Here is an 18540-nt window from a genome sequence, read left to right as displayed (position 1 = left end):
GCCAGGAGCGGGGTGGGCTGAGCGTTCGACTGCCCGAAATGGTACGTGGCGCGTGACGCAGTCCGCGCGAAATGAGGTCGCCACTGCCCGGGCCCGGGTGAGATCCTGGGATTCGTATGTCTACTTCCTTTGCCGATCTCCAGTCCCAGCTCGCACAGCTCTCGCTCCGCGACGCGAACCGGCTCGGCCGGCGCCTCGAAGGGGCGCGCCGCATCCGCAAGCCCGAGGCCCGCCAGTCCGTGCTGGACGAGATCGCGGCCGAGGCGGACAAGGCGGCCGAACGGCTCGCGGCCCGCGCGGCCCGGCTGCCCGCCCTCTCGTATCCGGAAGAGCTGCCGGTCAGCCAGAAGAAGGACGAGATCCTGGAGGCGATACGCGACCACCAGGTCGTGATCGTCGCCGGTGAGACCGGCTCCGGGAAGACCACGCAGATCCCCAAGATCTGTATGGAGCTGGGGCGCGGGGTCCGGGGCATGATCGGGCACACCCAGCCCCGCCGGATCGCCGCCCGTACGGTCGCGGAGCGGGTCGCGGACGAGCTGAAGACGCCGCTGGGCGAGACCGTCGGCTGGAAGGTGCGCTTCACCGACCAGGTGAACCCGGAGTCGACGTATCTGAAGCTGATGACGGACGGCATCCTGCTCGCCGAGATCCAGACGGACCGCGAGCTGCTGGCGTACGACACGATCATCATCGACGAGGCGCACGAGCGGTCGCTGAACATCGACTTCCTGCTCGGCTATCTGGCCCGGCTGCTGCCGAAGCGTCCGGATCTGAAGGTCGTCATCACCTCGGCGACCATCGACCCGGAGCGGTTCGCGCGCCACTTCGGCGAGGCGCCGATCGTGGAGGTCAGCGGGCGGACGTACCCCGTCGAGGTCCGCTACCGGCCACTGCTGGAGGGGGCCGACGAAGACACAGAGGACTCCGACCGCGACCAGATCACCGCGATCTGCGACGCCGTCGACGAACTGGGCCACGAGGCCCCCGGCGACGTCCTGGTCTTCCTCTCCGGTGAGCGCGAGATCCGGGACACTGCGGACGCGCTGAACAAGCGGAACCTCAGGCATACCGAGGTGCTCCCCCTCTACGCACGCCTCTCGCACGCCGAGCAGCACCGCGTCTTCCAGCGCCACACGGGACGCCGCATCGTCCTCGCCACGAACGTCGCCGAGACCTCGCTGACCGTCCCCGGCATCAAGTACGTGATCGACCCGGGCAACGCCCGCATCTCCCGCTACAGCCACCGCACCAAGGTCCAGCGGCTGCCGATCGAGCGGATCTCCCAGGCCAGCGCCAACCAGCGCAAGGGCCGCTGCGGCCGTACGTCGGACGGCATCTGCATCCGGCTGTACTCGGAGGACGACTTCGTCACCCGGCCGGAGTTCACCGACCCGGAGATCCTGCGGACCAACCTGGCCTCCGTCATCCTCCAGATGACCGCGGCCGGGCTCGGTGACATCGAGAAGTTCCCCTTCATCGACCCGCCGGACCACCGCAACATCCGCGACGGCGTCCAGCTCCTCCAGGAGCTCGGGGCGCTGGATCCGGCGGAGAAGGATCCGAAGAAGCGGCTCACCCCGCTCGGCCGCAAGCTCTCCCAGCTCCCCGTCGACCCGCGCCTGGCCCGCATGGTCATCGAGGCCGACCGCAACGGCTGCGCCCGCGAGGTCATGGTCATCGCCGCCGCGCTCTCCATCCAGGACCCGCGCGAGCGGCCCTCGGAGAAGCAGACGCAGGCCGACCAGCAGCACGCGCGGTTCAAGGACGAGACGTCCGACTTCCTGGCGTATCTGAACCTGTGGCGTTACGTCCGCGAGCAGCAGAAGGAGCGCGGCTCGTCCTCGTTCCGCCGGATGTGCAAGCAGGAGTACCTGAACTTCCTGCGCATCCGCGAGTGGCAGGACATCTACGCGCAGCTGCGTACGGTGGCCAGGCAGATGGGCATCACCGTCGAGGAGCCCAAGGCCGACGAGGGCGTTCCCGAGCAGGCGGTGCACACCTCGCTGCTGGCCGGACTGCTGTCGCACATCGGGCTGAAGGACACCGAGAAGAACGAGTACCTGGGCGCGCGCAGCGCCAAGTTCGCGATCTTCCCGGGGTCGGCGCTGTTCAAGAAGCAGCCCCGGTTCGTGATGTCGGCGGAGCTCGTGGAGACCTCCCGGCTGTGGGCGCGGGTCAATGCCAAGGTCGAACCCGAGTGGATCGAGCCGCTGGCCCAGCACCTGCTGAAGCGCACGTACAGCGAGCCGCACTGGGAGAAGGACCAGGCGGCGGTGATGGCCTACGAGCGGGTCACGCTCTACGGGGTGCCGATCATCGCTCAGCGCAAGGTCAATTTCGGACGTATCGACCAGGAGGCCTCGCGGGATCTGTTCATCCGCAACGCCCTGGTCGAGGGCGACTGGCGCACGCACCACCAGTTCTTCCACGACAACCGCAAACTGCTCGGCGAGGTCGAGGAGTTGGAGCACCGCGCCCGCCGTCGCGACATCCTCGTGGACGACGAGACGCTGTTCGACTTCTACGACCAGCGGATTCCCGAACACATCGTGTCCGGGGCGCACTTCGACTCCTGGTGGAAGCACAAGAAGCGCGAGGAGCCGGACGCCCTCGACTTCGAGCGCTCCATGCTGATCAACGAGAAGGCCGGGGCGGTCACCAAGGACGACTACCCGGACTCCTGGCGGCAGGGGAAGCTCAAGTTCAAGGTGACCTACCAGTTCGAGCCCGGCGCGGACGCGGACGGCGTGACCGTTCACGTACCGCTCCAGGTGCTCAACCAGGTCACCGCCGAGGGCTTCGACTGGCAGATCCCGGGGCTGCGCGAGGAGGTCGTCACCGAGCTGATCCGCTCGCTGCCGAAGCCGATCCGCCGCCACTACGTCCCCGCGCCGAACTACGCGGAGAAGTTCCTGGACCGGGCCGTCCCGCTCCAGGAGCCGCTTCCGGTCACCCTGGCGCGCGAGCTCCAGCGGATGGTCGGGGTGCCGGTCACGGCCGACGACTTCGACCTCTCCCGGGTCCCGGACCACCTGAAGATCACGTTCCGGATCGTCGACGAGCGGCGGCGCAAGGTCGCCGAGGACAAGGACCTGGAGGCGCTGAAGCTCCAGCTGCGCCCGAAGGCCCGCCAGGCGCTCTCCAAGGCCGCCGCGGCGACCGCGGGACCGTCCGGCGAGTCCATCGAGCGCTCCGGCCTCACGGACTGGACGATCGGGGCGCTGGACAGGGTCTTCGAGACACGTCGGGCCGGGCAGCCGGTGAAGGCCTACCCGGCGCTCGTCGACCAGGGCGACACTGTCGCCGTACGCCTCTTCGACACCGAGGCCGAGCAGCAGCAGGCCATGTGGCGCGGCACCCGGCGGCTGATCATGCTGAACATCCCGGTGCACCCCGCGAAGTTCGCCTCGGACCGGCTCACCAACCAGCAGAAGCTGGCCCTCTCCCGCAATCCGCACGGCTCGGTGCAGGCCCTCTTCGAGGACTGCGCCACCGCCGCCGCCGACCGGCTGATCGCCGCGCACGGGGGCCCGGCGTGGGACGAGAAGGCGTTCCGGACGCTGTACGACAAGGTCCGCGCCGATCTCGTAGACCTGACCGTCCGCACGATCGACCAGGTGCAGCAGATCCTGGCCGCCTGGCAGGCCTGCGAGCGCCGGCTGAAGTCCACGAACAGCCTGACGCTGGTCGCCAACGTCACCGACGTACGCGAGCAACTGGCCCGACTCGTACCGTCCGGTTTCGTTACGGCCACCGGTCTGCGCCGGCTGCCGGACCTGATGCGCTACCTCGTGGCGGCCGACCGGCGGCTCCAGCAGATGCCGACGGCCGTGCAACGGGACACCACGCGGATGGCGAAGGTCCACGAGATGCAGGACGAGTACGCCTGGCTGCTCGAACAGCTCCCGCAGGGCCGCCCGGTGCCGCAGGAGGTCCTGGACATCCGCTGGATGATCGAGGAGCTGCGGGTCAGCTACTTCGCCCACGCCCTGGGCACCGCGTTCCCCGTCTCGGACAAGCGGATCGTGAAGGCGATCGACGCCGCGGCGCCCTGACACGGGCGCCGTTCGGGGCCCGCGGGGCGGTGACGGAGTCACCACCAGGAGTGAAGTCGACCTGGACCTCATCCCTCCTGTACAGTCTGGTTTCGCAGCAAGCCGCACGGCAAGCAGCGAAAACCTGGTCCTGTGGAGCAGTTTGGAGTGCTCGCCACCCTGTCAAGGTGGAGGCCGCGGGTTCAAATCCCGTCAGGACCGCAGTAGGAGAAAGCCCGGATCGTTTCGATCCGGGCTTTCTCGCGTCGTGCTCCGCGTCTTGACGGCGGCACCTGCCGCGGGTACCTCGTAGAAGCAGAGGCTGTCCCTGTTTCTCGGCGTACCCCGGCGCTTCACACGGCGGGGGACGGCCGGGCCCACCGGGAGGTGGCTCGTATGTCCGCGTCCACAGCACGACACGAGACCCGCGCGCTGCTGCGCGCCCATCTGGCGGCCGCTTCCGGCTATCGCCACCTCACCCGGCACTGCGCGGTCTGCCACCGCCTGCTGCGCCTCGCCATGGACCCCGGAGACCCCGGCGGGCGGAGCGAGCCCACCAGCCCCTCCGACGCCCCGCAGGAGGCCGCCGGGCAGCCGGACGATCGCGGGGACGGGGACAGGGACGGAGGCCGGGCCGAAAGGCCCTCCGCGACATGACCATCGGCCGGGTGATTCCGCGTTCGGACCGTGGCAGGCTCGTAGTTGGCAAGCATCGCGTGGTGTGACGGTAGTCACCGAATCAGTTTTCAGACCGGGGGATTTTACGCCTCCCCTACAACTGGTGAATTTAATATGTGCAATTGCACGAGGGCGGCAAGTACGCGAGGACCGTTCCGTCCGGGGCCGTCCCACCGCGTCCGGGACGCTCACCCACACTCCCGCACAGACCCGCTCACAGGCCCACGAACGCCCCCGCCGACCTCCTGAAGCCGACCGACCGCCCGGTTCTGAGGAGCCCCGCGGAGGGCTCGGGCAGAGGGCACAAAAAAGATCGCGCTGGACCCGGCGGAGTCCAGCGCGATCGATACGACGCACCCGCAGAACACAGGTATGACGCCCGTTGGGGCAGGCGTCCGTCGAGTGGAGCTATGGGCGGGCGGCTGGGTTGGGGGACCCGGAAGCTGCCCGATGGTGCTGCTGTACTGCGTTACTGCTGTGCTGCTTGCGCGGCAGGGGTGTGTCAGGCCTCGCTGCGCTGCTGCGGAATACCCGCAAGCAGTGCGCGGACCTCTGCCTCGCGGTACCGGCGATGTCCACCGAGCGTGCGGATGGACGTGAGCTTGCCAGCCTTGGCCCAACGGGTGACCGTCTTCGGGTCCACGCGGAACATCGTGGCAACCTCAGCCGGGGTCAGCAGCGGCTCGGCATCAGGGGTGCGAGCGGTCATGAGCGGCCTCCTCGGGAGAACCGAACCTTCTCGGTTCTTTCCTCTAAATTCTGCACCTTGACCCGCGTTGCCCGAAATGGCGGACGCGGGCCGAGTCGGTTATAGGACGAACGGCTTGTCCTCGGCACTACAACTACACCATCCGTCCAGCCACGTCGGCCAAACCGATGGAATTGCCCTCCCAGGTGTTCATCAGCGACGGAAGCCGATGGACCATGCCATAGCGGACAGTCACGCCACAGTGACGATCAGTCACAGAGCGATCAGGAGTCGTCAGACCCCCCATAGAGTGCAATGCTGAGCATTCTGCCCTTACTTGGACAGAAGGAGCCCTCCCCGGACTCCTTGTCCTATTTTGGCATGAGGAGTAGGGATGGACGCAAGGGCCCCGTAAGTGCTGTCCATCACGCTTGAGACAAAGGCCCGGTTCGGGACGTAGGTCCCGGGCCCAGCGGCGTACGCTCCCGCCTCACTCGCCCCATGAGACCTCACGCGTCACACGGGCCACCGGTTCACAGCCCGTCAGTTCTGCCTCCTCCCTTCGGTCGGCGTCCCCGCCTTTCGTCCTGGATGAAGGATGCCCCGGTTCCATCACGTTGATGCCGCTGTGGGTCTTTTCACGTCAATTGGTGAACTGGCGGTGCCGAACCGCCCGCCAGCGCTCCGCCAGCCGCGCGTAGGCCGCGCCCGCCGCCTCGCTGTCACCGTCCCGGAGCGCGGCGAGCCCCTCCGCCACGTCGGCCGCCGACCGGTCCGCGTCCAGCTGCTCCGCCGGCAGCGCGTGCACCAGGCCGCCGTAGTCGAGCTCGACCAGCGAGCGCGGATGGAACTCCTCCAGCCAGCGGCCCACATCCACCAGGCCCTCGGTCAGCGGGCCCTCGGCGACGCTCTCGCGCAGCGTGCGCAGCGCCCGCGCCAGCCGCCGGCGGGCCTCCACCATCGGGGTGCGGTAGCGCAGAACGGGGCAGGCGCCCTCGCCGTCCGCCGCCGCGTACTCCCGCTCCTCGTCGTGGAAGAGGACGAACCAGCGCACCGGGACCTGCCACACCGTGGTGCGGATCCACGGCCGCGCGTCCGGGTGCCGGGCCTGCCAGCGCTCGTGGTCCGCCCTCGCCTGGCCGCGCACCACCGATGGCAGCAGGGCGTCCAGCACGTTGGCCGGAAACATTCCCCCCTGTTCCTCCAGCCCCTCCAGGGCGAGCCAGCCCCGCAGCCGGGTGCGCCACGGGCAGACGCACACCACCCCGTCCAGCTCCGCCACGAACGCGTCGCCGCTCTCGTGCACGGGCACCCCCACCGGCGGCGTCGGCACCAAGTCGGCCAGCGAGCGGCGCAGTTCGTCCTGGGCCGTGGGAAGGTCCGCGCGCTGCGCGTAGCGCGCCCAGTGACTCCGCTCGGGCTCGGCGAACGCGGCGAGCGGCTCGTAGATCCGGAGGTAGGACGCGTAAGGGACGAGCACCGAAGACACCACCGACATGCAGCGCATCGTGTCACGGCCGTACACCCCCAGGGGGTGATCCTCCGCACGGGGGCAGATCCGCGCCGCCGGAGGACTTACGCTCTTGCCCATCGGACCGGCCGTGCCGGTCGGTCCGGGGTCCTCCCCACCCTCAGGAGGGCCTCCTGCCGCTTCGTTATTTGGGAGTCACCACAGTGACCGATGTGACCGGCGCGCCTGTCGATGCACTGCACACCCTGTTCCACTCGGACCAGGGGGGCCACGAGCAAGTCGTGATCTGCCAGGACCGTGCCAGCGGCCTCAAGGCCGTCATCGCCCTCCACTCCACCGCCCTGGGCCCGGCCCTCGGCGGCACCCGCTTCTACCCGTACGCCTCCGAGGCCGAGGCCGTCGCCGACGCGCTGAACCTCTCGCGCGGGATGTCGTACAAGAACGCCCTGGCCGGGCTCGACCACGGTGGCGGCAAGGCCGTCATCATCGGCGACCCGGAGCAGATCAAGAGCGAGGAACTCCTCCTCGCCTACGGCCGGTTCGTCGCCTCTCTCGGCGGCCGTTACGTCACCGCCTGCGACGTCGGCACGTACGTCGCCGACATGGACGTCGTCGCCCGGGAGTGCCGCTGGACCACCGGCCGCTCCCCCGAGAACGGCGGCGCGGGCGACTCCTCGGTGCTCACCGCCTTCGGCGTCTTCCAGGGCATGCGCGCCTCGGCCCAGCACCTGTGGGGCGACCCGACGCTGCGCGGCCGCACGGTCGGCGTCGCCGGCGTCGGCAAGGTGGGCCACCACCTCGTCGAGCACCTGCTCTCGGACGGCGCGAACGTGGTGATCACCGATGTCCGCGAGGAGTCGGTACGCCGGATCACCGACCTGCACCCCGAGGTCGCGGTCGCCGCGGACACCGACGCGCTCATCCGTACCGAGGGCCTGGACGTCTACGCGCCGTGCGCGCTCGGCGGCGCGCTCAACGACGCCACCGTGCCCGTCCTCACCGCGAAGGTGGTGTGCGGCGCGGCCAACAACCAGCTCGCACACCCGGGTGTGGAGAAGGACCTGGCCGACCGGTCGGTTCTCTACGCACCCGACTACGTGGTCAACGCCGGTGGCGTGATCCAGGTCGCCGACGAGCTGCACGGGTTCGACTTCGACCGGTGCAAGGCGAAGGCCGCGAAGATCTTCGACACCACGCTGGAAATATTCGCACGTGCGAAGAAGGACGGAATTCCGCCGGCCGCGGCGGCCGACCGGATCGCCGAGCAGCGGATGGCGGAGGCACGCGGCCGCTGAGCCGGGCGCGGTCACGGCCCGCCGACCGACGAGACAAGACTCACGCCGGTCGGCGGGTCGTACGCCCACAAGAGGTTAAAATCGCAGTTGACCAGCGGGGACGGGGCTCCTCACTGGCCCTGTGCCGGGGACCGTGATGCGGGCGGCGTACCGTATGGCCACGGAAGCAGGTACCGTTAAAGCCCTACAGGCGCGGTCTCTCTGCCGAGAGTCCGTCCTGAAACATGAACGGGTGTCAAGACTCTGGGGCCGTCGAGCCCCGTCACCGAGGGGGTCGAGCCATGGGGCGCGGCCGGGCAAAGGCCAAGCAGACCAAGGTCGCCCGCCAGCTGAAGTACAGCAGCGGCGGGACGGACCTGTCGCGTCTGGCCAATGAGCTGGGCGCATCGCCTTCGAGTCAGCCACCGAACGCAGAGCCGTTCGAGGACGACGACGAGGAAGATGACCCGTACGCACAGTACGCGGATCGCTACAACCAGGATGATGACGAGGATCAGGACGATCAGTCCGGTCCCTCGTCCCAGCGCCGCGGCGCTTGACCTCGCGCTGACACAACAACCCGGTCCGGGCCTGCCCCGGGCCGGGTTCTGTGCTGTCCCGACACGGAAGCGGACACGCTGGCCGTCGTGCGCCGGGCGTCCGCCCGGCGCACCGCGGCATGCGTCCTAGCGTGCGTAGCTGCCGGTCAGCTGGGCTCCCGTGGTGCGGTCACCGCGGTCGGTGATCTCACCGGCGACCCAGGAGTCGACCCCGCGGTCGGCCAGGGTCGTCAGCGCGGCGTCCACCGAGTCCGCCGGGACGATCGCGATCATGCCGACGCCCATGTTCAGCGTCTTCTCCAGCTCCAGCTGCTCCACGTTCCCGGCCCTGCCGACGAGGTCGAAGACCGCGCCGGGCGTCCAGGTGGAGCGATCGACTGTGGCGTGCAGCCCGTCCGGGATGACCCGGGCCAGGTTGTTCGCCAGGCCGCCGCCGGTGACGTGGCTGAAGCCGTGCACCTCGGTCGTCCGGGTGAGCGCCAGGCAGTCCAGGGAGTAGATCCGGGTGGGCTCCAGAAGCTCCTCGCCGAGCGTCCGGCCGAACTCCTCGACCTGCCGGTCCAGCGTCCAGCCCGCCCGGTCGAAGACCACATGGCGGACGAGCGAGTACCCGTTGGAGTGAAGACCGGAGGACGCCATCGCGATGACCGCGTCACCCTTGCGGATACGGTCCGGGCCGAGCAGTCGGTCGGCCTCGACCACGCCCGTACCGGCTCCGGCGACATCGAAGTCGTCCGGGCCCAGCAGACCGGGGTGCTCGGCGGTCTCGCCGCCGACCAGGGCGCAGCCCGCCAGGACGCAGCCTTCTGCGATCCCCTTCACGATGGCCGCGACACGCTCGGGGTGCACCTTGCCGACGCAGATGTAGTCGGTCATGAACAGCGGCTCGGCGCCGCAGACGACGAGGTCGTCCACGACCATGCCGACGAGGTCGTGGCCGATGGTGTCGTACACGCCCATCTGCCGCGCCAGGTCCACCTTGGTGCCCACGCCGTCCGTGGCGGAGGCCAGGAGCGGGCGCTCGTAGCGCTTGAGCGCCGAGGCGTCGAAGAGACCGGCGAACCCGCCGAGGCCGCCGAGGCCCGCGACCTCGGGGCGCTGCGTCTTCTTCACCCACTCCTTCATCAGCTCGACGGCACGGTCGCCGGCTTCGATGTCGACGCCGGCCGCCGCGTAGGAAGCACCTGTTGTCTCAGACATGGCCTGGGATCTTTCGTGTGGAGATACGGGGCTGGGGAGGGAGGGACGCGGAACCGGTCCGGGTCACGGACGGCGCAGCGCGTCGGCCGCGGCGGTCGCCGCGGGGCCCGCCGCCAGCTCGGTCTCCAGCAGCTGCTTGCCGAGCAGCTCCGGGTCCGGGAGCTCCATCGGATATTCACCGTCGAAGCAGGCGCGGCAGAGGTTCGGCTTGTCGATCGTCGTCGCCTCGATCATCGAGTCGATCGAGATGTACGAGAGCGAGTCGGCGCCCATCGAGGTGCAGATCTCGTCGACGGTCATGCCGTTGGCGATCAGTTCGGCGCGGGTCGCGAAGTCGATGCCGAAGAAGCAGGGCCACTTGACCGGCGGGGAGGAGATCCGGATGTGGATCTCGGCCGCTCCGGCCTCACGGAGCATCCTGACCAGGGCGCGCTGGGTGTTGCCGCGGACGATCGAGTCGTCGACGACCACCAGGCGCTTGCCCTTGATGACTTCCTTCAGCGGATTCAGCTTGAGCCGGATGCCGAGCTGGCGGATGGTCTGCGAGGGCTGGATGAAGGTCCGGCCGACGTAGGCGTTCTTCACCAGTCCGGCGCCGAAGGGGATGCCGCTGGCTTCCGCGTACCCGATCGCGGCGGGGGTGCCGGATTCCGGGGTCGCTATGACGAGATCCGCCTCGACGGGGGCCTCGGCGGCCAGCTTGCGGCCCATCTCCACGCGGGAGAGGTAGACGTTCCGCCCGGCGATGTCGGTGTCGGGGCGGGCCAGGTACACATACTCGAAGACGCAGCCCTTGGGCTTCGCTTCTGCGAATCGGGAGGTGCGCAGACCGTTCTCGTCGATGGCGACGAGCTCGCCCGGCTCGATCTCGCGTACGTAGCTGGCGCCGCAGATGTCGAGGGCGGCGGACTCCGAGGCGACCACCCAGCCGCGCTCCAGCCGGCCGAGGACCAGCGGGCGGATGCCCTGCGGGTCGCGGGCGGCGTAGAGCGTGTGCTCGTCCATGAAGACGAGGGAGAAGGCGCCCTTGACGTCGGGGAGCACCTTGGCGGCGGCTTCCTCGATGGTGAGGGGCTTGTCGTCCTCGTCGCGCTGACCGGCGAGCAGCGCGGTCACCAGGTCGGTGTCGTTGGTCGCGGCGACCTGGGTGGCGCGGCCGTCCTTGCGCGGGAGGTCGGCGACCATCTCCGCGAGCTGGGCGGTGTTGACCAGGTTCCCGTTGTGGCCGAGGGCGATCGAGCCGTGCGCGGTGGCACGGAACGTCGGCTGCGCGTTCTCCCACACCGAGGCACCGGTGGTGGAGTAGCGGGCATGACCGACCGCGATATGGCCCTGGAGAGAACCCAGAGACGTTTCGTCGAAGACCTGCGAGACCAGTCCCATGTCCTTGAAGACCAGGATCTGGGACCCGTTGCTCACTGCGATGCCCGCGGACTCCTGTCCGCGGTGCTGCAGGGCATACAGTCCGAAATAGGTGAGCTTGGCGACCTCTTCACCCGGAGCCCAGACACCGAAGACGCCACAAGCGTCCTGGGGGCCTTTCTCTCCGGGGAGCAGGTCGTGGTTGAGTCGTCCATCACCACGGGGCACAGCACCGAGTGTAGGCGAGATCGACCACTGGTCCGAATTCGGGACCGGCCGGCAAGGACACGGCGGAGCACGGGGAACGCGTCGCGGGCCGGTGCCGGGAGGGCGTTTCGGGGGGCTTCGGCCGGTCACCCAGGGTGAGCGGCGGGTGGGCGGGCAGGCCCCCCGTGGTCGGCGTCCGGCGCCTGCCGCCCGGCTGCGGAGCCGGTTACCGGCCGGTCGGGGCGTCCGTCCGGACCGGAGGCCGCGCCCCGGTGACGACCGCCCGGCCGTGGCGTTCGGTGAGGCCCCGGGCCCCGGCCCGACCGCTGGCCGAACGCTCGTTTCGTGGTGAGCCTCACACCGTACGCGCGGTGTGCCGGGGCCTGTGGCCGGGGTCAGCCGTGCTGCCGCGGGGTCTTCGGGGCGCCCTTCGCCTCCGCGTCCGCGGCCGTGGCGGCGATCCCCTTGTCGTCGGCGGCGGTGAGCGTGAGCGTCTGCCCCTTGATCGTGTACGTCACCTTGCCGTCGAGGGCGGCGAGCACCGCGCGCTCCGTCTCCATCTCCGCCTTCGGGCACATCCTGCGGGTCCCGGCCACCGGCCCGAAGGTGATCGTGTCGCCCTTCACCGTGGCCTTGGCGTGGAAGGCGTTGCAGCCGGAGTTGCCCTCGACCGTGCCGTTCTCGCGGAAGGTGAGGTGCGGCGTCCGCTCCTGGGGCAGATCGGCCGGGACGGAGGTCGCGCTCTCGCCGCTGAGCAGGGTGTTCACCGCCCAACGGGTGCCCACGAGATCGGCGGCGGGCTGCTCGCTGAGCGCGACGGTGTCGCCGCCGCCGGTGGTGAGGGTGAGCTTCTTGCCCGCGAGCTTCGCGGTGAGTTCGCCGGTGAGCGCGCGGGTGGCGGCCTTCTCGAACGCCTCGATGTCCTCCTCGCACGCCATCTGCGTGGAGACGGGCCCGCCCACGGTGATCCGGTCGCCCTCGACACGGGCCTCGGCGCTGATGTGGTTGCAGCCGAAGTTCGCGGTGGCCCGGCCCTTCGGGTCGATCTCCAGCCGGGCGCCGTCGGGCGCCTCGGTCTTCTTGCCCCCGACGGTGACGGAGTCCACGTTCCACCGCACCCCCGTGACGGGCACATCGCTCCGCACGGTGTCGCCGCGGTCGCCGGAGCCCGCGCCGGAACCGGACCCGGAACCCGGCTCCGTACCGCAGGCGGCGAGGGTGAGGAGGGCCAGGACGCTGACGCTGACAGCCATACGTTGTGTGTGCATGGCGATGGGACGGTACGAGGGGCCGATCCGGTTCCGCCCCGTCGGGCTCAGCCCATCAGGGGCAGCAGCGCGGCCAGGTCCGCCCGCTCGCCGCCGGCGCTGACCTCGGCGTCCTCCAGGGCCCGCGCCCACTCCGTACGCCCGGTGGCGAGCCGGATCCAGGTCAGCGGGCCGGTCTCCACGACATTGGGCGGGGTCCCGCGCGTGTGCCTGGGGCCGCCGATGCACTGGACCACCGCGAACGGCGGGACCCGCACCTCGACGGAACCGCCGGGCGCCCGGTCCGCGAGGGCGTCCGCCAGCAGCCGGGTGCAGGCGGCCAGCGCCTGCCGGTCGTACGGGATCTCCGTTCCGAGCGCCTCGTTCAGGTCGTCCGTGTGGACGATCAGCTCGACGGTCCGGGTGACCAGGAAGTCGGTCAGGCGCATGGAGCCGACCCGGGTGACCAGCAGCCGTTCTCCGGTGCCGGACGCCAGGACAGCCGCGGTGAACCCCGCCTCCGCCTCCTCGTACAGCGCGTCCAGATCGCGATGGGCGGCCGCCAGCTCCTCGACGTCCTCGGCGATCCGGCCGGCGTGGGCCGCGGTGGCCGAGGGCCACTGCGGCAGGGCGACCTCGGGCTTGGGGCCGGGCGGCTCCGGCTGGTCCAGGGACCGGCCGACACTGGCGAGCCCCATCGCGACATGCGCGGCGAGCTCGCGCACCGTCCAGGCTCCGAGCCTGGTCGGCCGGGCGAGCTGGTCGGGCGTCAACGTGCGGACGGCGTCCCGCACATGGCCGAACTGTGCGAGGACGGCGGTCCGGGTCCTGAGGTGGTCGTAGGCGCGCGGGCGCTTCTTGGCCGGGGGCATGGGCCGAGACTAACCGGCCCCTCCGACATCGCCCGGTCGGGCTGGTGCGACCTGCTCCCCGGCCGTGAACGTCTCCCCGCCCGCCGGGACTCCGACGCCCCGCCAGCTGAACGGGACGCCCCGGGCGGTGTCGAGGTCCGGGCCGTCCATCAGCTGGAAGTGGAGGTGGGGTTCGGTGGTGTTGCCGGAGTTGCCGCACCGGCCGATCCGCTGCCCGGCCCGGACCGTGTCCCCCGCCTTCACCGTCAGCGAGCCGCGCTGGGCATGGGCGTAGGCCGCGTACGTACCGTCCCCGAGGTCGAGGATGACGTGGTTGCCGAAGACCCGGTGCACGCCGAGGACCGACCGGACGGCGGCTTCGACGAGCATCAGATAGACGAGCCCGGGCAGGGAGTTGCGGCTCAGGTGGTCGCGCTGGCCGTCGCTGGCCGCCACGACCGTGGCGTCGGCCACCGCTAGCAGCGGGGCACCGAAGGCCGGGAAGTCGCGGTTGCGGCGGAAGACCGGCCACAGCATCCGGAACGGCGGACGAGCCGGAACCTCGCCGTCCGTCGGCTCCGGGTCGGCCAGGATATCGATCGCGTACGTCTGCCCGTAGACGTGCGTCCCGTGGCTCGGGGCCTTGTCCGCAGGGCTGTTGAGGGCGGCCCAGCGCCCGGCCACCGGCGGGTCGACCGCCACGGGGTCCCGCGGCTCGCCCCGGGGCGCGGCGGCCCTGGTCTGGAGCGCGAGCGTCGTCAGCAGGAGGACCGACACGACCGCCGCGGGCAGCAGTGTGGTCGTCCACCCCGGCCCGGGCGGATCCGTGAGGAACTCGGCGGTCACCAGCGCGAGCAGGACCACCCAGGAGATGCGGTGGGCCCTCTCCACGGCACTGCGAACGGACATCTTCAACTTCCCCCCATGTTGTCTTAGGTCGTCCGCGGCCGTGGGTCTACGGCCGCGCCGCCGTCAGCACCACCAGCAGCGGTACGACCCGGGCGGCCGGAACCTCGTACCGTCCGCGCCCGGCCGCGTGCAGCCAGCCCGAGCCGGTGAGTTGGCGCAGGTGGTGGTAGATCTGGCCGGTGGTGCCGACCCCGTCGAGCGCGGCCAGCTCCGCGGTCGTGCGCAGGCCGCCGAGGATCTCGCGGAGCAGGCGCAGCCGGACCGGGTGGCCCAGCGCGGCCAAGGCCTCGGCGGCGCCCGCCCAGGCGTCGCCCTCGTGGCCCTCGTCCCCCTGCTCCGCGCCCCCGTCGAGCAGCGCCTCGGTCAAGGCGCCGTACTGCCATTCGTACTGCTCGCCGGTGGGCAGCCGGACCGAGCCCGTGTAGAGCACCCCGCCGTCGGCTGCGGTCTCCCCGGCGTCGGCGAGCTGCTGTTTGAGCCCTTCCAGCGCCCAGAAGCCGCCGTCGCCCAGGCGGGGCGCCTCGCGGTCCTGCCGCTCAAGCGCCGTGAGCCGCCTCTCCAGCTCGGCGACCCGCTCCTCCAGCTCCACGACATCCACCTTACGTAATTACGTAATTTCCATCAAGAGAGTTCCGGAACAGGTTCCGGGAAGGCCGAAGCCCCCGCCCGGGTCATCCGGGCGGGGGCTTCGGGCGTACGCGGCGACGCGGCTCGGGCTCAGGCGAGCAGCGCGGGAATCGTCGCCTCGTGGGCCGTCCGGAGCTCGCTCAGCGGGATGCCGAACTCGCCCTGGACCTCGATCTCCTCGCCGTCCACGACACCGATGCGGGTGACGGGCAGACCGCGCGCCCCGCACATGTCGGTGAAGCGGAGCTCCTCGCTGCGCGGGACCGCGACGACCGCGCGGCCCGCCGACTCCGAGAAGAGGAAGGTGAACGCGTCCAGGCCGTCCGGCACGACCAGCCGGGCGCCCTTCCCGCCGCGCAGGCAGGACTCGGTGACGGCCTGGATCAGACCGCCGTCGCTCAGGTCGTGCGCGGCGTCGACCATGCCGTCGCGGGAGGCCGAGATGAGGATCTCGGCGAGCAGCTTCTCGCGGCCGAGGTCCACCTTCGGCGGCAGGCCGCCGAGGTGGTTGTGGACGACCTCGGACCAGGCCGAGCCGCCGAACTCCTCGCGGGTGTCGCCCAGCAGGTAGAGGAGCTGGCCCTCCTCCGCGAAGGCGACCGGCGTACGCCGGGTGACGTCGTCGATCACGCCGAGCACGGCCACGACCGGCGTCGGGTGGATCGCCGTCTCACCGGTCTGGTTGTACAGCGAGACGTTGCCGCCGGTGACCGGGGTGCCCAGCTCCAGGCAGCCGTCCGCGAGACCGCGGGTGGCCTCGGCGAACTGCCACATGACGTCCGGGTCCTCGGGCGAACCGAAGTTCAGGCAGTTGGAGATGGCCAGCGGCTTGGCGCCGGAGGCGGCCACGTTGCGGTACGACTCCGCCAGCGCGAGCTGCGCGCCCGCGTACGGGTCGAGCTTGGCGTACCGGCCGTTGCCGTCGGTCGCCATCGCCACGCCCAGATTCGACTCGGCGTCGATGCGGACCATGCCCGCGTCCTCGGGCATCGCGAGGACGGTGTTGCCCTGCACGAAGCGGTCGTACTGGTCGGTGATCCAGGACTTCGAGGCCTGGTTCGGGGAGGCGACCAGCTTGAGGACCTGCTCGCGCAGCTCGGCGGCGTTCCCCGGGCGCGCGAGCCGACCCGCGTCGTCCGCCTGGAGCGCGTCCTGCCAGGACGGGCGGGCGAACGGGCGGTGGTAGACCGGACCTTCGTGCGCGACCGTGCGCGGCGGCACGTCCACGATCTGCTCGCCGTGCCAGAAGATCTCCAGCTGGGAGCCCTCGGTCACCTCACCGATGACGGTGGCGATGACGTCCCACTTCTCGCAGATCTCCAGGAAGCGGTCCACGTGCTGCGGCTCGACGATCGCGCACATGCGCTCCTGCGACTCGCTCATGAGGATCTCCTCGGGCGAGAGGGAGGAGTCGCGCAGCGGCACGGTGTCCAGCTCGACGCGCATCCCGCCGGAACCGGCCGAGGCCAGCTCGGAGGTGGCGCAGGAGAGCCCGGCGCCGCCGAGGTCCTGGATACCGTCGACGAGCTTCTCGCCGAAGATCTCCAGGGTGCACTCGATGAGCAGCTTCTCCTGGAACGGGTCGCCGACCTGGACGGCGGGGCGCTTGGCCGGGCCGGTGGACTCGAAGGTCTCGCTCGCCAGGACGGAGACGCCGCCGATGCCGTCGCCGCCGGTGCGGGCGCCGTACAGGATGACCTTGTTGCCCGCGCCGGAGGCCTTGGCGAGGTGGATGTCCTCGTGCTTCATCACACCGATGCAGCCGGCGTTGACCAGCGGGTTGCCCTGGTAGCAGGCGTCGAAGACGACCTCGCCGCCGATGTTGGGCAGGCCCAGGCAGTTGCCGTAGCCGCCGATGCCCGCGACGACGCCGGGCAGGACGCGCCTGGTGTCGGGGTGGTCGGCCGCGCCGAAGCGCAGCGGGTCCACCACCGCGATCGGGCGGGCGCCCATGGCGAGGATGTCGCGGACGATGCCGCCGATGCCGGTGGCCGCGCCCTGGTAGGGCTCGATGTACGAGGGGTGGTTGTGCGACTCGACCTTGAAGGTGACCGCGTACCCCTGGCCGACGTCGACCACACCGGCGTTCTCTCCGATGCCGACGAGCATGGCGTCGTTGGCGGGGACCTTCTCGCCGAACTGCTTGAGGTGGACCTTGCTGCTCTTGTACGAGCAGTGCTCCGACCACATCACCGAGTACATGGCGAGCTCGGCGCCGGTGGGACGGCGGCCCAGGATCTCGCGGATCCGGGCGTACTCGTCCTCCTTGAGGCCGAGCTCCTTCCAGGGCTGCTCGGCGTCCGGGGTCTCGGCCGCGTGCTTGACCGTATCCAGGCTCATGCGTTGACCAGCTTCTTGATGATCGAGGTGAAGAAACCGAGGCCGTCGGTGCGGCCGGTGCCGATGAGCGGCTCCACGGCGTGCTCGGGGTGCGGCATCAGGCCGACGATGTTGCCCGCGGCGTTGGTGATGCCCGCGATGTCGCGGAGCGAGCCGTTGGGGTTGCCGTCCAGGTAGCGGAAGGCGACGCGGCCCTCGGCCTCCAGCTCGTCGAGCGTGCGCTCGTCGGCGGTGTAGCGGCCGTCCATGTTCTTGAGCGGGACGCTGATCTCCTGGTCCGCGCTGTAGTCCGAGGTCCAGGCCGTCTCCGCGTTCTCCACCCGCAGCTTCTGGTCACGGCAGATGAAGTGCAGGTGGTTGTTGCGCAGCATCGCGCCGGGCAGCAGGTGCGCCTCGGTCAGGATCTGGAAGCCGTTGCAGATGCCGAGGACCGGCATACCGGCCTTCGCCTGCTCGACGATCGTTTCCATGACCGGCGAGAAGCGGGAGATGGCTCCGGCGCGGAGGTAGTCCCCGTAGGAGAAGCCACCGGCGAGGACGACCGCGTCGACCTGGTGCAGGTCCTTGTCGCGGTGCCACAGGGATACGGGCTCGGCGCCCGCGATCCGGACGGCGCGCAGGGCGTCCTGATCGTCGAGGGTGCCGGGAAAAGTGACGACGCCGATACGGGTGGTCACTTCTCCTCCTCCACCTTCACGACGAAGTCCTCGATGACGGTGTTGGCGAGGAACGTCTCGGCCATCTCGTTAATACGGGCGAGGGCGGCGTCGTCCACCGGCCCCTCGACCTCCAGCTCGAAACGCTTTCCCTGACGAACGTCCGCGATTCCCTCGAAGCCGAGACGGGGCAGTGCGCGCTGCACCGCCTGTCCCTGCGGGTCGAGGATCTCGGGCTTGAGCATGACGTCGACTACGACGCGTGCCACTGGCACTCCCGGTGTGGTGGTGTGGTGCGGCTGTCTCTCCGGGGGGTTCCCCAGACCCCCGCGGGTCCACTCAGCGTACCTGCCCAAAATTTCTACGCGGGTAGATATCGGGCGGCGCGGAGGCGGAGGGGACCCGGCGGAGATCACGTCCAGATATCGGCCAG

General features: G+C 70.3%; 15 protein-coding genes and 1 tRNA gene. 5 read left to right on the top strand and 11 right to left on the bottom strand.

The features are described 5' to 3' along the window. The first annotated feature begins 116 nt into the window (after positions 1 to 116). From hrpA to RI138_RS17210, 3 genes are all read left to right on the top strand, one after another. A complete protein-coding gene (hrpA, locus tag RI138_RS17220) occupies positions 117 to 4058 on the top strand; it encodes an ATP-dependent RNA helicase HrpA (RefSeq protein WP_311120645.1) in 3942 nt (1313 codons plus the stop codon). 126 nt (positions 4059 to 4184) lie between these two features. After that, a tRNA-Asp gene (locus tag RI138_RS17215) sits at positions 4185 to 4259 on the top strand. 174 nt (positions 4260 to 4433) lie between these two features. Continuing rightward, on the top strand, positions 4434 to 4694 hold the full coding sequence (locus RI138_RS17210; protein WP_311120644.1) for a DUF6274 family protein: 261 nt from the start codon (positions 4434 to 4436) through the stop codon (positions 4692 to 4694). Between the two features lie 523 nt (positions 4695 to 5217). Here RI138_RS17210 and bldC read toward each other — a convergent pair. Together bldC and RI138_RS17200 are read right to left on the bottom strand one after the other, a co-directional pair. Beyond that, positions 5218 to 5424: a developmental transcriptional regulator BldC gene (bldC, locus tag RI138_RS17205; protein WP_003949541.1), complete on the bottom strand. Its 207-nt coding sequence runs from the start codon at positions 5422 to 5424 to the stop codon at positions 5218 to 5220. Positions 5425 to 6046: 622 nt separating this feature from the next. Further along, positions 6047 to 6901, bottom strand: coding sequence for a hypothetical protein (locus RI138_RS17200; protein ID WP_311120643.1), 855 nt, complete (start codon positions 6899 to 6901; stop codon positions 6047 to 6049). 176 nt (positions 6902 to 7077) lie between these two features. Between RI138_RS17200 and RI138_RS17195 the strand changes: the two genes are divergently transcribed. After that, a complete protein-coding gene (locus RI138_RS17195; RefSeq protein WP_311120642.1) occupies positions 7078 to 8169 on the top strand; it encodes a Leu/Phe/Val dehydrogenase in 1092 nt (363 codons plus the stop codon). Positions 8170 to 8450: 281 nt separating this feature from the next. Continuing rightward, positions 8451 to 8708 carry a DUF3073 domain-containing protein gene (locus RI138_RS17190; RefSeq protein ID WP_007447468.1) on the top strand — a complete coding sequence of 86 codons (258 nt, stop codon included), beginning with the start codon at positions 8451 to 8453 and terminating at the stop codon, positions 8706 to 8708. A gap of 126 nt (positions 8709 to 8834) precedes the next feature. On the opposite strand, the gene purM is transcribed toward RI138_RS17190, so the two are convergent. The 9 genes from purM to purS all read right to left on the bottom strand — a co-directional run bounded on the left by purM (position 8835) and on the right by purS (position 18376). Continuing rightward, on the bottom strand, positions 8835 to 9908 hold the full coding sequence (gene purM, locus RI138_RS17185; protein ID WP_311120641.1) for a phosphoribosylformylglycinamidine cyclo-ligase: 1074 nt from the start codon (positions 9906 to 9908) through the stop codon (positions 8835 to 8837). Positions 9909 to 9971: 63 nt separating this feature from the next. Further along, on the bottom strand, positions 9972 to 11498 hold the full coding sequence (purF, locus tag RI138_RS17180) for an amidophosphoribosyltransferase (protein WP_003968043.1): 1527 nt from the start codon (positions 11496 to 11498) through the stop codon (positions 9972 to 9974). Positions 11499 to 11872: 374 nt separating this feature from the next. Next, on the bottom strand, positions 11873 to 12730 hold the full coding sequence (locus RI138_RS17175) for an META domain-containing protein (RefSeq protein ID WP_398863163.1): 858 nt from the start codon (positions 12728 to 12730) through the stop codon (positions 11873 to 11875). A gap of 62 nt (positions 12731 to 12792) precedes the next feature. After that, entirely contained in the window at positions 12793 to 13596 is an 804-nt protein-coding gene (locus RI138_RS17170) for a maleylpyruvate isomerase family mycothiol-dependent enzyme (RefSeq protein ID WP_311120639.1), read from the bottom strand. Between the two features lie 9 nt (positions 13597 to 13605). Then, positions 13606 to 14484, bottom strand: a complete 879-nt coding sequence (locus tag RI138_RS17165; RefSeq protein WP_311120638.1) for a murein hydrolase activator EnvC family protein — start codon at positions 14482 to 14484, stop codon at positions 13606 to 13608. Between the two features lie 46 nt (positions 14485 to 14530). Beyond that, positions 14531 to 15073 (bottom strand): helix-turn-helix domain-containing protein, encoded by a 543-nt coding sequence (locus RI138_RS17160; RefSeq protein WP_096631306.1) that lies wholly within the window; start codon positions 15071 to 15073, stop codon positions 14531 to 14533. Between the two features lie 128 nt (positions 15074 to 15201). Further along, positions 15202 to 17451 (bottom strand): phosphoribosylformylglycinamidine synthase subunit PurL, encoded by a 2250-nt coding sequence (purL, locus tag RI138_RS17155; RefSeq protein WP_311120637.1) that lies wholly within the window; start codon positions 17449 to 17451, stop codon positions 15202 to 15204. Beyond that, positions 17448 to 18128, bottom strand: a complete 681-nt coding sequence (gene purQ / locus RI138_RS17150) for a phosphoribosylformylglycinamidine synthase subunit PurQ (protein WP_311120636.1) — start codon at positions 18126 to 18128, stop codon at positions 17448 to 17450. Before purQ ends, purL begins: the two co-directional genes overlap by 4 nt. Continuing rightward, positions 18125 to 18376 (bottom strand): phosphoribosylformylglycinamidine synthase subunit PurS, encoded by a 252-nt coding sequence (purS, locus tag RI138_RS17145; protein WP_010056446.1) that lies wholly within the window; start codon positions 18374 to 18376, stop codon positions 18125 to 18127. Before purS ends, purQ begins: the two co-directional genes overlap by 4 nt. Positions 18377 to 18540 lie beyond the last annotated feature (164 nt).

The sequence above is a fragment of the Streptomyces durocortorensis genome (genome assembly GCF_031760065.1).
Lineage (GTDB): Bacteria > Actinomycetota > Actinomycetes > Streptomycetales > Streptomycetaceae > Streptomyces.
This window is presented reverse-complemented; position numbering and strand designations above follow the sequence as displayed.

Excerpts from the sequence above, each read along its gene's own strand:
- purL (WP_311120637.1), bottom strand. The coding sequence starts at position 17,451 with ATGAGCCTGGATACGGTCAAGCACGCGGCCGAGACCCCGGACGCCGAG.
- RI138_RS17190 (WP_007447468.1), top strand. The coding sequence starts at position 8,451 with ATGGGGCGCGGCCGGGCAAAGGCCAAGCAGACCAAGGTCGCCCGCCAG.
- purM (WP_311120641.1), bottom strand. The coding sequence starts at position 9,908 with ATGTCTGAGACAACAGGTGCTTCCTACGCGGCGGCCGGCGTCGACATC.
- RI138_RS17210 (WP_311120644.1), top strand. The coding sequence starts at position 4,434 with ATGTCCGCGTCCACAGCACGACACGAGACCCGCGCGCTGCTGCGCGCC.
- RI138_RS17175 (WP_398863163.1), bottom strand. The coding sequence starts at position 12,730 with ATGGCTGTCAGCGTCAGCGTCCTGGCCCTCCTCACCCTCGCCGCCTGC.
- bldC (WP_003949541.1), bottom strand. The coding sequence starts at position 5,424 with ATGACCGCTCGCACCCCTGATGCCGAGCCGCTGCTGACCCCGGCTGAG.
- RI138_RS17170 (WP_311120639.1), bottom strand. The coding sequence starts at position 13,596 with ATGCCCCCGGCCAAGAAGCGCCCGCGCGCCTACGACCACCTCAGGACC.
- RI138_RS17200 (WP_311120643.1), bottom strand. The coding sequence starts at position 6,901 with ATGTCGGTGGTGTCTTCGGTGCTCGTCCCTTACGCGTCCTACCTCCGG.
- hrpA (WP_311120645.1), top strand. The coding sequence starts at position 117 with ATGTCTACTTCCTTTGCCGATCTCCAGTCCCAGCTCGCACAGCTCTCG.
- RI138_RS17165 (WP_311120638.1), bottom strand. The coding sequence starts at position 14,484 with ATGTCCGTTCGCAGTGCCGTGGAGAGGGCCCACCGCATCTCCTGGGTG.